This is a genomic window from Serratia sp. ID 25-353 (genome assembly GCF_054792795.1).
Map to the genome: position 1 here is coordinate 3865775 of NZ_CM139236.1, position 13622 is coordinate 3879396.

At 57.5% G+C, this 13622-nt stretch carries 15 protein-coding genes and 1 tRNA gene; 6 read left to right on the plus strand and 10 right to left on the minus strand.

Translation table 11 applies throughout. The features are described 5' to 3' along the window. Positions 1-205: 205 nt before the first annotated feature. The 6 genes from aspA to ACYF6X_RS18725 all read left to right on the plus strand — a co-directional run bounded on the left by aspA (position 206) and on the right by ACYF6X_RS18725 (position 6381). Positions 206-1642, plus strand: coding sequence for an aspartate ammonia-lyase (gene aspA / locus ACYF6X_RS18700; protein WP_004929659.1), 1437 nt, complete (start codon positions 206-208; stop codon positions 1640-1642). Between the two features lie 248 nt (positions 1643-1890). Next, positions 1891-3192, plus strand: coding sequence for an anaerobic C4-dicarboxylate transporter (locus ACYF6X_RS18705; RefSeq protein ID WP_086580858.1), 1302 nt, complete (start codon positions 1891-1893; stop codon positions 3190-3192). 109 nt (positions 3193-3301) lie between these two features. Next, a complete protein-coding gene (gene cutA / locus ACYF6X_RS18710; protein ID WP_004929657.1) occupies positions 3302-3625 on the plus strand; it encodes a divalent cation tolerance protein CutA in 324 nt (107 codons plus the stop codon). Beyond that, complete coding sequence (locus tag ACYF6X_RS18715; RefSeq protein ID WP_130017343.1) at positions 3601-5334, plus strand: protein-disulfide reductase DsbD; 1734 nt, start codon at positions 3601-3603, stop codon at positions 5332-5334. The genes cutA and ACYF6X_RS18715 overlap by 25 nt, the downstream gene beginning before the upstream one ends. A gap of 235 nt (positions 5335-5569) precedes the next feature. Further along, positions 5570-6145 (plus strand): division control transcriptional repressor DicD, encoded by a 576-nt coding sequence (gene dicD, locus ACYF6X_RS18720; RefSeq protein WP_063991643.1) that lies wholly within the window; start codon positions 5570-5572, stop codon positions 6143-6145. A 160-nt stretch (positions 6146-6305) separates the two neighbouring features. After that, positions 6306-6381 (plus strand) — tRNA-Phe (locus tag ACYF6X_RS18725). A gap of 1017 nt (positions 6382-7398) precedes the next feature. On the opposite strand, the gene ACYF6X_RS18730 is transcribed toward ACYF6X_RS18725, so the two are convergent. The 10 genes from ACYF6X_RS18730 to ACYF6X_RS18775 form a co-directional block, all read right to left on the minus strand. Continuing rightward, the gene (locus ACYF6X_RS18730) at positions 7399-7686 is read right to left on the minus strand and encodes a hypothetical protein (protein WP_130018848.1); all 288 of its coding nucleotides are present in this window, start codon (positions 7684-7686) and stop codon (positions 7399-7401) included. 128 nt (positions 7687-7814) lie between these two features. Next, positions 7815-8351 carry a helix-turn-helix transcriptional regulator gene (locus ACYF6X_RS18735; RefSeq protein ID WP_242512607.1) on the minus strand — a complete coding sequence of 179 codons (537 nt, stop codon included), beginning with the start codon at positions 8349-8351 and terminating at the stop codon, positions 7815-7817. Positions 8352-8479: 128 nt separating this feature from the next. Continuing rightward, positions 8480-8602 (minus strand): hypothetical protein, encoded by a 123-nt coding sequence (locus ACYF6X_RS18740; protein WP_460924399.1) that lies wholly within the window; start codon positions 8600-8602, stop codon positions 8480-8482. Positions 8603-8738: 136 nt separating this feature from the next. Continuing rightward, a complete protein-coding gene (locus ACYF6X_RS18745) occupies positions 8739-9293 on the minus strand; it encodes a hypothetical protein (protein ID WP_460924401.1) in 555 nt (184 codons plus the stop codon). Positions 9294-9622: 329 nt separating this feature from the next. After that, positions 9623-9967, minus strand: coding sequence for an MrpH family fimbial adhesin (locus tag ACYF6X_RS18750; RefSeq protein ID WP_130018634.1), 345 nt, complete (start codon positions 9965-9967; stop codon positions 9623-9625). Between the two features lie 599 nt (positions 9968-10566). Continuing rightward, complete coding sequence (locus tag ACYF6X_RS18755; RefSeq protein WP_130018635.1) at positions 10567-11091, minus strand: fimbrial protein; 525 nt, start codon at positions 11089-11091, stop codon at positions 10567-10569. Between the two features lie 10 nt (positions 11092-11101). Next, entirely contained in the window at positions 11102-11599 is a 498-nt protein-coding gene (locus tag ACYF6X_RS18760) for a fimbrial protein (protein ID WP_130018636.1), read from the minus strand. Between the two features lie 14 nt (positions 11600-11613). Beyond that, positions 11614-12024 (minus strand): fimbrial protein, encoded by a 411-nt coding sequence (locus ACYF6X_RS18765; RefSeq protein ID WP_242512583.1) that lies wholly within the window; start codon positions 12022-12024, stop codon positions 11614-11616. Between the two features lie 117 nt (positions 12025-12141). Further along, entirely contained in the window at positions 12142-12798 is a 657-nt protein-coding gene (locus ACYF6X_RS18770; protein ID WP_130018638.1) for a fimbrial protein, read from the minus strand. A gap of 33 nt (positions 12799-12831) precedes the next feature. Next, positions 12832-13611 (minus strand): fimbria/pilus periplasmic chaperone, encoded by a 780-nt coding sequence (locus ACYF6X_RS18775; protein WP_277986711.1) that lies wholly within the window; start codon positions 13609-13611, stop codon positions 12832-12834. Positions 13612-13622: the final 11 nt, after the last annotated feature.

Sequence of the window (13622 nt, forward strand, 5' to 3'; positions counted from 1 at the left end):
CCGGAAAAGGGCATATCCTTAAACACCATAAGGTGATCTGGATTCAGTCATTTCTTACCAACCAGCATATGATCTGGGCAGCAACGGGCGATTTGGTTAATCGTTTCACGCCCCAAGCCTTCGGCAATATTAATTTAGGCTGTGCCCTTACTAGCCTTGACCTGACAAATTATTAATTCGGCAGCAACACATAGAGAAGGTTCTCATGTCAAACAACATTCGTATCGAAGAAGACCTGTTAGGAACACGTGAAGTCCCCGCAGACGCTTACTACGGAGTTCACACTCTGCGTGCGATTGAAAACTTCTACATCAGCAACAGCAAAATCAGCGATGTCCCCGAGTTCGTTCGCGGCATGGTGATGGTGAAAAAGGCCGCGGCGATGGCCAACAAAGAACTCAAAACCATCCCGCGCAAAATCGCCGATGTGATCATCCAGGCCTGCGACGAGGTGCTGGATAAAGGCAAATGCATGGATCAATTCCCGGTGGACGTGTTCCAGGGCGGCGCAGGCACCTCGCTGAACATGAACACCAACGAAGTGCTGGCGAACATCGGCCTGGAGCTGATGGGCCACCAAAAAGGCGAATACCAGTATCTGAACCCGAACGATCACCTCAATAAATGCCAGTCCACCAACGACGCCTACCCGACCGGGTTCCGCATCGCGGTGTACGCCTCCAACCAGAAACTGATCGACGCCATCAACCAGCTGCGCGAAGGCTTCGACCGCAAGGCGAAAGAGTTCGAAACCATCCTGAAAATGGGCCGCACCCAGCTGCAAGACGCAGTGCCGATGACCCTCGGCCAGGAGTTCCACGCCTTCAGCGTGCTGCTGAACGAAGAGACCCGCAACCTGCACCGCACCGCGGAGCTGCTGCTGGAAGTGAACCTGGGTGCCACCGCCATCGGCACCGCGCTCAACACCCCGGAAGGCTACCAGCCGCTGGCGGTGCAAAAACTGGCGGAAGTCAGCGGCCTGCCGGTGGTGCCGGCGGAAGACCTGATCGAGGCCACCTCCGACTGCGGCGCCTACGTGATGGTGCACAGCGCGCTCAAACGCCTGGCGGTGAAACTGTCCAAAATCTGTAACGACCTGCGGCTGCTCTCCTCCGGCCCGCGCGCCGGCCTGAACGAAATCAACCTGCCTGAGCTGCAGGCGGGCTCGTCCATCATGCCAGCCAAAGTGAACCCGGTAGTGCCGGAAGTGGTCAATCAGGTGTGTTTCAAGGTGATTGGCAACGACACTTGCGTTACCATGGCGGCCGAAGCGGGCCAGCTGCAGCTGAACGTGATGGAGCCGGTGATCGGCCAGGCGATGTTCGAGTCGATCCACATCCTGACCAACGCCTGCTACAACCTGCTGGAAAAATGCATTAACGGCATCACCGCGAATAAAGAAGTCTGCGAACACTACGTCTTCAACTCGATCGGTATCGTCACCTATCTGAACCCGTTCATTGGCCACCATAACGGTGACATCGTCGGGAAGATCTGCGCCGAAACCGGCAAGAGCGTGCGTGAAGTGGTGCTGGAACGCGGCCTGCTGACCGAAGCCGAGCTGGATGACATCTTCTCCGTGGAGAACCTGATGCACCCGGCCTATAAAGCCAAACGCTATACGGATGAAAATGAACAATAACAGACCTACCCGGTAGCCCTGAAAGGCACGCTAAATCCTCTGGATAGCGTGCCTTTTTACTTTCCGGCGCCCACAAAATTTTAACGTTTTATTTTCAATTTACACCCTAAATCATTGGGACTGCATCAAGGCGGCAAGCGCGCAAGCCCCGGGAGCTTACTCAAGTAAGTGACTGGGGTGAGCGCTCGCAGCCAACACCGATGCAGTTTCAAGGATGACGGGAAATCTCATTTTAAGGAGTAAACACTATGCTAGCCGTGGAATTGGTTATCGTTCTGCTGGCCATCTTTTTAGGGGCCAGGTTGGGCGGTATCGGTATCGGGTTCGCGGGGGGATTGGGCGTTCTGGTCCTGGCGCTGATCGGCGTCAAGCCGGGCAGCATTCCCTTCGACGTGATTTCCATCATCATGGCGGTGATCGCGGCGATCTCCGCGATGCAGGTCGCCGGGGGGATGGATTACCTGGTGCAGCAGACCGAAAAGCTGCTGCGCAAGAACCCCAAGCACATCACCATTCTCGCCCCTATCGTCACCTACTTCCTGACCATCTTCGCCGGCACCGGCAACATCTCGCTTTCGGCGCTACCGGTGATCGCCGAAGTGGCGAAAGAACAGGGCATCAAGCCTTGCCGCCCGCTGTCGACCGCCGTGGTGTCCGCCCAGATCGCCATCACCGCCTCGCCGATCTCCGCCGCGGTGGTGTACATGTCTTCGGTGATGGAAGGCCACGGCGTCAGCTACCTGCACCTGCTGATGGTGGTAATCCCGTCCACCTTCTGCGCCGTGCTGGTGATGTCGCTGCTGGTGACCTGGCTGTTCGACTCCAAGCTGTCTAACGATCCTGTGTACCTGAAACGCCTGGAAGAAGGCCTGATCACCCTGCGCGGCAACAACGCGCTGGCGATCAAACCGCGCGCCAAAGCCTCGGTGCTGCTGTTCCTGCTGGGCGTGCTGTGCGTGGTCGCCTACGCCATCATCAACAGCCCGGGCCTGGGTCTGGTGGCCAAGCCGCTGATGAACACCACCAACGCCATCCTGATCATCATGCTGAGCGTCGCCACGCTGACCACTCTGCTGTGCCGCGTCGACACCGACATGGTGCTGAACTCCAGCACCTTCAAGGCCGGCATGAGCGCCTGTATCTGTATCCTCGGCGTCGCCTGGCTGGGCGATACCTTCGTGCAGGCCAACATCGACTGGATCAAAGAAACGGCCGGCAGCGTCATTCAGGCGCACCCGTGGCTGCTGGCAGTGATCTTCTTCTTCTGCTCGGCGCTGCTGTACTCGCAGGCCGCCACCGCCAAGGCGCTGATGCCGATGGCGCTGGCGCTGAACGTATCGCCGCTGACCGCCGTCGCCTCCTTCGCCGCCGTTTCCGGCCTGTTCATCTTGCCGACCTACCCGACGCTGGTCGCCGCGGTGCAGATGGACGATACCGGCACCACGCGCATCGGCCGCTTCGTGTTCAACCATCCGTTCTTCATTCCCGGCACCATGGGCGTGATCTTCGCGGTGGTATTCGGCTTCCTGCTCGGCAGCATCATGCTGTAACGCTTCGACCGGGGCTGCGGCCCCGGTTTTCCTTCTGGCGATAAACTCGCCTTCTAGCCAATCCGCCTTCAGGGTATAGTGCCCATTCGAACCGATGAGAGGGCTGAAGATGTCTGATTGCGAAGCTGTCGTCATACTCTGTACCGCACCCGATGAAGCCAGCGCCCAGGAACTGGCGGCGCGGGTCCTGGGCGATAAGCTGGCGGCCTGCGCCACGCTGCTGCCCGGCGCCACCTCGCTGTATTACTGGGAAGGGAAACTGGAACAGGAATACGAAGTGCAGATGCTGTTCAAAAGCGATCGCCGCCGTCAGCAGGCTCTGCTCGACACCCTGAAACAACATCACCCTTACCAGACGCCCGAGCTGCTGGTGCTGCCGGTGATGGCCGGAGATAAAGACTACCTGTTATGGATCAACGCTTCCTTAAACTGATTTTGCTGCTGTGCTGCCTGTTCTTCCTGCCGCAGGCGGCGCAGGCTTCGCTGTTCGCGCCGAAGGGCGGCAGCCAGTTCGTGCCTGTCGATCAGGCCTTCGCCTTCGATTTCAAACAGCAAGGCAGCCAGGTAACGCTGAACTGGCAGATCCGCCCCGGCTACTACCTGTATCGCCAGCAGATCAAACTGGTGCCGCAGCAGGCGACACTCGGCGCCTTTACCCTACCCGAAGGGTTGAGCCACAAGGACGAGTTCTTCGGCGAAGTGGCGATTTTCAAACAGCAGCTGAATCTGCAGGTGCCGTTGCAACAGGCGGCGGCCAACGCCAGCCTCAGCGTCACCTATCAGGGCTGCGCCGAGGCCGGCTTCTGCTATCCGCCGGAAACCCGGATCATCCCGCTGGACGCTGTCAGCGCCGGCGCGGCCGCCCCGCTCCCGGCAGCTGCCTCTGCGCCAATCGAACAGCCCGCTACACCGGCCAGCCTGCCGTTCTCGCCGCTGTGGGCGCTGCTGATCGGCATCGGCATCGCTTTCACGCCGTGCGTGCTGCCGATGTACCCGCTGATCGCCGGCATCATCCTCGGCCGCGATCGGCCGCAAAGCAGCGGCCGCATTCTGGCGCTGGCGGTGGTTTACGTGCAGGGCATGGCGCTCACCTACACCCTGCTGGGCCTGGTGGTGGCCGCCGCCGGATTGCAGTTCCAGGCGGCGCTGCAGCACCCTTACGTGCTGATCGGCCTGTCGGTGCTGTTCATCGCGCTGGCGCTGTCGATGTTCGGCCTCTATTCCCTGCAGCTGCCCTCGGCGCTGCAAACCCGGCTGGCGAACTGGAGCAACACCCAGCGCGGCGGCTCGCTGACCGGCGTGTTTCTGATGGGCGCCCTGGCCGGGCTGATTTGTTCCCCCTGCACCACCGCGCCGCTCAGCGCCATCCTGCTGTATATCGCCCAGAGCGGTAACCTGTGGGCCGGCGGCGGCACACTGTACCTGTACGCACTGGGAATGGGCATTCCGCTGGTGATCGTCACCCTATTCGGCAACCGCCTGCTGCCGCGCAGCGGCCCGTGGATGCAGTACGTGAAAGAGGCCTTCGGCTTCGTCATTCTGGCGCTGCCGGTGTTCCTGCTGGAACGGGTGATCGGCGATTTGTGGGGCATGCGCCTGTGGAGCCTGCTCGGCCTGGCGTTCTTCGGTTGGGCCTTCGCCCTGAGCCTCAGAAGCGCGCGCGGCTGGGCGCGCGCGCTGCAACTACTGCTGCTGGCGGCGGCGGTGATCGCCGCGCGGCCGCTGCAGGACTGGGTTTTCGGCGCCGACCAGGCGCAGCAGGCGGCTCAACCGCATCTGGCCTTTACCCGTATCAACAACGTCGAGCAGTTAGATCTGGCGCTGCAAAAGGCGCGGGGCAAGCCGGTGATGCTGGACCTGTATGCCGACTGGTGCGTAGCCTGTAAAGAGTTCGAAAAATACACCTTCAGCGATGCGGCGGTGCAGGCGAGCCTGGCCAACGCGGTGCTGCTGCAGGCGGATGTGACCGCCAACGGTGCGGAACAGGCGGCGCTGCTGAAGCACCTGCAGGTGCTGGGGCTGCCGACGATCCTGTTCTTCGATCCGGCGGGCCAGGAGCTGACGGCCCAGCGGGTCACCGGTTTCATGAAGGCAGAAGCCTTCAACGCGCATTTGCAGAAAGTGATGCGACATACCCTATAGCTTCCGAGTTGCAGCTAGGCGGCAAGCACAGGAGTCCCCAGGAGCTTACTAAAGTAAGTGACTGGGGTGACAAATCTGTCGGGAGTAGATTTGAACACTGCCTACAGTGGCCCCGCAAGGGGTGAGGCCCATGGAGGGGCCGAATAACGGTGAGCAGCCAACAACGCTGCGGCTCGAAAGATGACGGGTATAATAAATAACACTGAGGTTCAGAACTGAAGAGGAGGAAGCACAAGTGCAACGTGAACACGTCCTTGATACCGCGCTGGGCCTGTTAGAACAACAGGGCCTGGCGACCGCCACATTAGAGATGCTGGCGGAAAAACTCGACGTTCAGCCCGGCGATCTCAAACGGTTTTGGCCGGATCGCGAAGCGCTGCTGTACGACTGCCTACGCTACCACGGCCAACAGATTGACACCTGGCGCCGCCAGCTGTTGCTGGACGAAAACCTGAGCCCGCAGCAAAAGCTGCTGGCGCGCTATGACGTGCTGGCGGAATATGTGCAGCAAGACCGCTATCCCGGCTGCCTGTTTATCGCCGCCTGCAGCTTTTTCCCGGAAACGGATCACCCGATCCACCAACTGGCGGAGCAGCAAAAGCTAACCTCGCTGGAGCTGACCCGCGAACTGCTGCGTGAAATGGACGCCGACGACGCCGACATGGTGGCGCATCAAATGGAATTGATTCAGGAAGGCTGCCTGAGCAAACTGCTGGTAAAACGCCAGCTCCAGGATGTATCGGTCGCCAAACGGCTGGCGGAAGACATCTTGCAGGTGGCACAGTGCCGCCGCAACGGGGCGCTGAGCTAAGCGAACCGCGCTTGCGGCGCCGCCAGCCCAAGGTGATAGCCGGAACAGGCGCATTTTTTGCGCCCTTTGCCTGAAAAGCCAGCAACCGGTGGCATTTTAACGTCTTTCACGCATAAAGCCGTTGACGGCCATCGGCCAATACGGTTTAATGCTGCGCGTTGCCCGGATAGCTCAGTCGGTAGAGCAGGGGATTGAAAATCCCCGTGTCCTTGGTTCGATTCCGAGTCCGGGCACCATATTTAGAGAACCCAGCCTATGGCTGGGTTTTTGCTTTTCAGGGACAGGACTCTCCATCGAACTGCGTTCGATTATTCGGCCAAAGGCCTCACCCTACGGGCCAGCGCTAAAGCGCTGTTCAATCCGGCGCATGCGCCGGTTGTCCGAGTCCGGTCGCCCTATTTAGAGAACCCAGCCTATGGCTGGGTTTTTGCTTTCTGGAGTACGGACTCTCCATCGAACTGCGTTCGATTATTCGGCCAAAGGCCTCACCCTACGGGCCAGCGCTAAAGCGCTGTTCAATCCGGCGCATGCACCGGTTGTCCGAGTCCGGTCGCCCTATTCAGAAGAACCCAGCCTATGGCTGGGTTTTTGCTTTCTGGGGTACGGACTCTCCATCGAACTGCGTTCGATTATTCGGCCAAAGGCCTCACCCTACGGGCCAGCGCTAAAGCGCTGCTCAACCCGGTGCCAGCGCCGGTTGTCCGAGCCCGGTCGCCCTATTTAGAGAACCCAGCCTATGGCTGGGTTTTTGCTTTCTGGAGTACGGACTCTCCATCGAACTGCGTTCGATTATTCGGCCAAAGGCCTCACCCTACGGGCCAGCGCTAAAGCGCTGTTCAATCCGGCGCATGAGCCGGTTGTCCGAGTCCGGTCGCCCTATTTAGAGAACCCAGCCTATGGCTGGGTTGCTACTTTTTAGCGTGGGGAACTCGTCTTGGTCATTGAAACTCGTCTCCCCACTACCGCAATCCCCCTGAAGCCTCTATTTTCCTGCTGCATTAATCGCCGTCTTTTTATATGTTTCGCATGCTGAAAAAATGAATAAAGGCTCAAAAAAAACAAGAATACCGCCAGAAATAACAAACTCATTTTACCTTCCTTGGGCAGCGTTTACTGGCCCTCTTTATTTCAAAAGAAACCTCACGAGATACCGGAACGATATTACTCCCCCGGCTTATCTGTAATGCCAAGCTGATAGCTTTTTAAGTGGGGTAGAAAAAATCAGGCCTACCCCTGCAGTTCAAGACGGATAATTACTGTCGGCAGATGGCGGCATATTTTTTCATGAAGGGTGAAGAACAAATGGATTTTAACGTCTCACTCTGCTCTTTTTCTTTGGGTTTGGCGATGCCGTTACTTTCCCCTACGCACTGCCCGGCATTTTGGCCATTGCTATTAATGCATACCCCGACATTGTTGTTGCCGGCACCGTTGTTTGCCCCCTCATTTCCAGTCATACCTTGGTTGCCATTGAAGCCGGCGTGCGCGTAAGTCGCCAACATTGTGCAAGCGAAAACCAATGAAATAACGTTTTTTTTCATAAACATCCCCTGGTATATTAATGATAAAAATGGAAATCATTCACACCATGAATCTAATTGTTGAAAATATAAGTGCGTGTGAAAATAAAATATAACAAAAATAGAAAATGAAATATCCCTCCTCTCGGTTAGGAATATTCCCCCTCATGGGAAAGCAGCCAATACATAAACTCATGATGTCGGTTCAACATTAATTTACTCATTACCGAACGTTTATGGCTATGCACCGTTTTGACGCTCACCCCCAATACCCGGGCGGTTTGCGCCTGCCCCAAACCAAGCCGCAGATACCCCATCACCTGGCGCTCACGGCGGGTTAAGGCCTGGCATTCAAACAGCCCTGCGATGCGTGTGTTGTTCAGCGTTTCGGCCAACAGCGTGAATAATTTTTCCGAGGTGTCCGTACGGTATAGCACCCGCGACGCTTCAAGCGCTCTGGACGGTTTTTCCTTAATCGTGACAATCGGCGCACCCTTACCACAATAATCCGTTCGTCGCCAGCGTTGATCGCGCCGCCGAGAGGAAGCAATCACGACATCGGGCCGCACCCCCGTATTCGGGGTCAAAAAAGAAACCTTTTTGTTATTTGCTTTTGCATATTCTGCAATGCTGCATTCTAAACCCGCAGCGAAATACCGGTTTTCGTCATCGATAATAATGTTCATAGATTTCATTCTGGCCTCATGCAGCTCATGAATTTAAACGTTTTCCCAGTTAACAAGCAGGGCAATGCATAGCCATGCCTATCCATCAACACGGATTAACCCTTACACACCAAAATAAAAAATCATTATCAGGCAGGTTCAATGACCATGATGGCAACACCAAAATACTCCCCAGCATTTTTCACACCAAAGAGCCTGCTCGTTAAATTAATCACATTAACACCTGCCACCATATTTAAGACGCTACCCATGGGGTAACCATTAACGCTTATATACGCAAGACCACCTGGAGTAAGATTAATGTATGATTCATCATTAACGAATCTCACTATTACTTTTGTTCCCACGCTACATTGGATCGAAACTCGCCCTTCCGCTATGGAGCTTTCAGTTTCTTTGATAGAAATGGTTCCATGATTTATTTCCACTTTCGGCGTTATCATATTGCACTATTGCTGGGGGGGCGGAACAACCAGGCACAACCCAGCAGGATACATTGCATCGCTCCAGGGGGTTGCGCCCCCCCCCCCCCGTCGCTGCAGCCACGTACCCCAAACATTCCGGAATATCCCCGCCCAAATAGCCAGAGTGATAAATGACATTACTTTTCTTTGCCCTATAGACCTCCATCGCCAGGTCACTGATGGTGCGTACGCCATTCCCCTTCACATGACCACCCAGCCCTTCAATCCTTGCAACAGGAATACTCGCCTTAAATTCATAGTGCTTATGGGCAATACCTACAGGCCATTGGTTAGGTACTACCATATCGCCCGCACTGCCGATATCAATCACCGACTCTGTGTACTCATATTGCATAGCATAAGAGCCACTGCCCGTACTGAAGATCGTGCTGGTCACTGAACTCACGATAGGATAAGGACTGGCGTAGCCATATGAGGCAATTAAGCCAGTAAAAAAAAACAAGATATGTTTTATCATTGACAACATCCCCTTTGCCTATCGCAAAAAAATAAATATTAAAGCAGAGAAAACCCGTCGATATTGATGCGTAGTAAAAAACCACTCAGCAAGAATCAAACAACCATTCCGATTAATTGAAATTAAAACCAATAGAAAACCAAGGTTGAATTCATCAAAAACGCCAAGCCATAACAATATATCCCCACTCTTCACACCACTATAATGGAGTAGAAAGCCTGCTGGTTTAGCCGTAAGCGCCTTAATAACTTAACGTGGATTCACTAACAAAGGGGCGGATAGGGCTAAGTCATAATTAAGGCAAAAATCCCCCCTTGGCCCGATAGGCACTACGGGCTCGCCAGCACGACCACCACGCTGCCGGAAAAGCGGCCGGTTCGGGGGGCCCCCTTCGTTCCCAGCGTCGAGGTCAAGGTTACGTTGGTGCCTCCCGGCCCCACGTTTACCACCACCCCTTCCGACAGGGGCCTCCCCCCGACGGTCAGGGTGGTGAACAGGCTGCCATCCGGCGCCAGCGGCAGCGTTGAATTCGGATTTGGCGAAATCAGTTTGGCCGAACTGTTGCCGTTGCAGCTCACCGTCAGGTTAACGCTGGCCCGATGGCCGTTGACGCGGTCTGCGCTGAGCGTGCCATGCTCGATCGAACGCTGGCTCTCCTCAATCGTGCAGTTCATTTGCATTACCAGCCCCCGGGTTGTGCAGCTGAGAGACTGCTTGGTCTGACCGTAGTTAATATTGAGACATATCTGAAAATAACGTATCTGGCCTGTAATATAGATTACGCCCCCCCATTCATACGACCCGAAGAAATTAACGCCGCGCTCTCTCGCATAGCGTAAATATTCTCCTACCGTGCGTATCCCGCGCTCGCGCAATTCTTCTACCGGTATGCTTCCCCGCGGAAAATAATAGTAGCTCTCACTACTGCCGCCCTGGCCCTCTGGAGTCGCTCTAAGATGAACGATACAAGTCCACTGCGTGTAAGGGATATCGCATTCGAGCGGACGAGGATCATCCCAATCCACCGCTTCCACGGTGGCATTGACGCTATACTTAGAAGGAACCCAGTCATTGAGCCGCTTCATGTAGCCATACATGCTATACCCTGGCATCTGGAGGCCCGCCGCCACGGCCGTAAATGAAACCGCCGCCAGAAAACACAGGCAGAGGATCTGTCGATAGGGTAGTCGATACTTTTTCATCTTATGCTCCCTGCACTTGTACTGTTATTCAATAACGCTCTGAATCCTCACCCTATCGTGTCGGGCTTGCATTATTCGTATTCCAGGCTAAAAGTCGCCACCGCGCTAAAAGCGCCGCGCACGAGGGCTTTCTGAGCGATAGCCTCCGGTTCAGCGCGCACATAGGCTTGCAGACGAATGCCATTGGCACCGCTCGCCAGGCTGAATTTGTCGGCCGGGCGGTTAATCGAGACCTTTTTCCCCTCCCGGGTTTCCAGACCGATAGCGATGCCGGCGGCCTGGCTGCCCGGTGCCGGCGCCAATAGCCCCGGCAACGCCGCGCTTTCATTGCCGCTGAGGGTCACGGTAACCGTTTTCCCCAGACTGAGATCGCAGTCGGCCAAAACGATTTCAAACGGCGCGCCTGGCGTGCGTTGGTTCAGATACAGGTACTTATCCACCACGCTGCCGAAGTTCAACTCGATCTCCTCCTGCCCCGGCGGGATCACACAGGGTTCCGCCACCAGCGCGCCGGTGAAACGCAGATTGTTGTCCTGCGCGCCGGCTAACGGCGACAGGCAGCAGAGCGCCAGCGCCAGCCCCAGACCTCGTTTCATGCTTATCTCCTTACTGGTAGCTCACCTGCAACGTCGCCGTGGCCACAAACGCCCCTTCCTTCAGCACCGCGCCCGGCCTGGCGACCGGTACCGCCTCCAGCTTCGGCCGGTTAGTCGGATCGATGTTGATGCTTTCATTCAGCGTAAAGGGCTGGCCATTCTGATAAAGGCGAATCCCAAGGTCGGGATTGCCGGTGGCCTGCACCGCAGCCCGATCGAAGGCGGTAGCGGCTCCCTTGATCTCCATCGCCATGCCCCAATCCAAATCCCCCGGCGATTCGCAGTTGATGCTATATGCCACCTCTTGCCGGTAGTTAACGCCATCAACCTTGTTGATGCCCACACGCTGGCCGAAGTCCACCTCCACCGTGCTGCCGTTATCGATGGAGCAGGGCGGCGGCGCACGCAACGTCCCGCGAAACTGCATCTTTACATCGTCGACCGCCGAAGCCTGCGAGGCCAGCATCGCCCCTCCGCACAGCAGCAGGGATTGCAACAGGTGCTTCATCCTTCTGTCCCCGTTCATTGATAGTCGACCCGCATGGTGGCACTGGCGGTGAACTCCCCGGTCGGCAGTTGAGCGCCCGGCTGTTTTACCGGTATCGCCCACAGTTCCGGCAACACCGGATAGGTGAAGTTTTGCCAGCTGTTCACCGCAATACGTTCGCTACTGCCACGCCGTAGTGCGATACCCAACCCGGTCACGCTGGTTTTCAGCAGTTGGCCGTCGAAAGCCGCCCTGTCGCCCGCAATCTGCAGCCGCAGGCTGTTTCTCGCCTGCCCCGAGCAGCTCAGCCCATAGTCCACCTGCCTGCTGTAGCGTGCGCCGTCGATGCGCGTGGTCATCACCTCATCGCCAAAATCCACGATTATCGGTTTACTGCCGTTGATGACGCAGGGCAACGGTGCCAACACGGTTACGCTCACGGTCACGGTTGTTGCCGACTGTGCCGACATCGCCAGCATGCTTAGCGCTGCCCCCGCCAAAACCCGCTGTAGTCTGTTTCCTTGTCTCACCCTGTCGCTCTCCTCAATACCGGCCGCACGGCCTCAGTCGTAATTCAGGCTAAAATCCACCACCGCCCGATACGAGCCGGCCCTGAGCGGCGCGGCGGTACGCTCCGGCACCACCGTATAATTCAGCGCATTGCTGCCCGGCGCCAGCCACAGCGGCTCGCCGCGGCTGCCCAGGCGCACATCGCGCCCATGGCCATCAAGCACCCGCAGTCCCAGCCCGGAGACGCCCTGCGCTTTCACCAGCTGCGGGCTGTCTGCATCGGCCGGTGCGCGGAAGCTCACCCGCACCGCCGGCTGATCCGGCGCCCAATACAGCGCGCCGGTGCGTTCGTCCCGGTTCCTCGCCGGGCTGCGCAGGCAGTCGCGCAGCCGCAGCTCAAACGCCACCGGCGTACCGCGAGCACCCGGCTGCGCCAATTGCCCGGTGCCGACATCCGCCAGGCGAATATCCTGGCGCACGCTGTCCATCTCCAACCGGCAGGCGCTCTCGGTCAGGGTGCCATCGACATACAACACGCCGTTGGCACCTTCCACATCCCAATTGTTCGCCGCTTCCGACGCCGGCAACATCCACAGCAACGCCGCCAGGCTGAGCGGCGCCATCAGCGCCAACCCGCTGAGGGTCGCGTAATAACGCAGCTCGCCGAGAACATACCGCCACTCGCCCGCCTTCCCGCTGGTCTTCGCCATTCCTTTGCTCCTTAAACCGCCCTGCGCGGCGCACTACGATGCGTTCTTCTCCGGCACCACGTTGCAACTGCCGCCATTGCAGCTGAAGCTCAGCTGCGGCCGGCCGCCGTAGTCGTTGATGTAGGTCAACACCGGGCTGCCGCCCAGACTGGCGGCGCTCACCGTCAGCGCCGTGTTGCCTTTTGGCGGCACCATAAATGGCTCAAATTCTTTCGCGCCATCAACGCCTTTACGGCTGGCGGCATCGACGATGGTGACGTAATACGGCGTCGGGTTGTTAACGATGTACTTGTCGCCTTGTTTGCTTAAGGTTAACTGCTCTTGCCACGGCGCCGCGTTGCGCTCCGGGGCGATCGCCGCCGGGCGGTAGAACAGCTTGATGCGCGTCTGCAGCGCGATCTGCAGCGAGTTCGGCTTGTTGCTCTTCGGCGGAATTTCGCGCAGGTTAAAGTAGTACAGCGTTTCCCGGTCCTGCGGCAGCAGCTTGGCCGCCGGCAATGCCTGGATTTTCACCTGGCTCGGCTTACCCGGCTCGATGCGCTGCACCGGCGGCAAGACCGCCAACGGGCTCTGGATCTTGTTGCCGTGTTCATCTTCCAGCCAGCCCTGCGCCAGGTACGGCAGCTGTTTGTTCTGATTGCTGACGCTCAGGCTCACCGACGGCACGCCGCCGTCGAAGATCACCCGGGTGCGATCCAGCGCGATAGCGGCATTCGCCTGCGGCGCCCAGGCGCCGATCATGGCGGCCAGTACCGCCGCCGCACGCAGTGCGCCGTTTCTTTTACTTTTACCGTCGGTTATATGCATGGTCATAAATAGCTTCC

Coding starts and splice junctions, on each gene's coding strand:
- aspA (WP_004929659.1), top strand. CDS start 206: ATGTCAAACAACATTCGTATCGAAGAAGACCTGTTAGGAACACGTGAA.
- ACYF6X_RS18705 (WP_086580858.1), top strand. CDS start 1,891: ATGCTAGCCGTGGAATTGGTTATCGTTCTGCTGGCCATCTTTTTAGGG.
- cutA (WP_004929657.1), top strand. CDS start 3,302: ATGTCTGATTGCGAAGCTGTCGTCATACTCTGTACCGCACCCGATGAA.
- ACYF6X_RS18715 (WP_130017343.1), top strand. CDS start 3,601: ATGGATCAACGCTTCCTTAAACTGATTTTGCTGCTGTGCTGCCTGTTC.
- ACYF6X_RS18730 (WP_130018848.1), bottom strand. CDS start 7,686: ATGAAAAAAAACGTTATTTCATTGGTTTTCGCTTGCACAATGTTGGCG.
- ACYF6X_RS18735 (WP_242512607.1), bottom strand. CDS start 8,351: ATGAACATTATTATCGATGACGAAAACCGGTATTTCGCTGCGGGTTTA.
- ACYF6X_RS18740 (WP_460924399.1), bottom strand. CDS start 8,602: ATGGGTAGCGTCTTAAATATGGTGGCAGGTGTTAATGTGATTAATTTA.
- ACYF6X_RS18745 (WP_460924401.1), bottom strand. CDS start 9,293: ATGATAAAACATATCTTGTTTTTTTTTACTGGCTTAATTGCCTCATAT.
- ACYF6X_RS18750 (WP_130018634.1), bottom strand. CDS start 9,967: ATGAACTGCACGATTGAGGAGAGCCAGCGTTCGATCGAGCATGGCACG.
- ACYF6X_RS18755 (WP_130018635.1), bottom strand. CDS start 11,091: ATGAAACGAGGTCTGGGGCTGGCGCTGGCGCTCTGCTGCCTGTCGCCG.
- ACYF6X_RS18760 (WP_130018636.1), bottom strand. CDS start 11,599: ATGAAGCACCTGTTGCAATCCCTGCTGCTGTGCGGAGGGGCGATGCTG.
- ACYF6X_RS18770 (WP_130018638.1), bottom strand. CDS start 12,798: ATGGCGAAGACCAGCGGGAAGGCGGGCGAGTGGCGGTATGTTCTCGGC.
- ACYF6X_RS18775 (WP_277986711.1), bottom strand. CDS start 13,611: ATGACCATGCATATAACCGACGGTAAAAGTAAAAGAAACGGCGCACTG.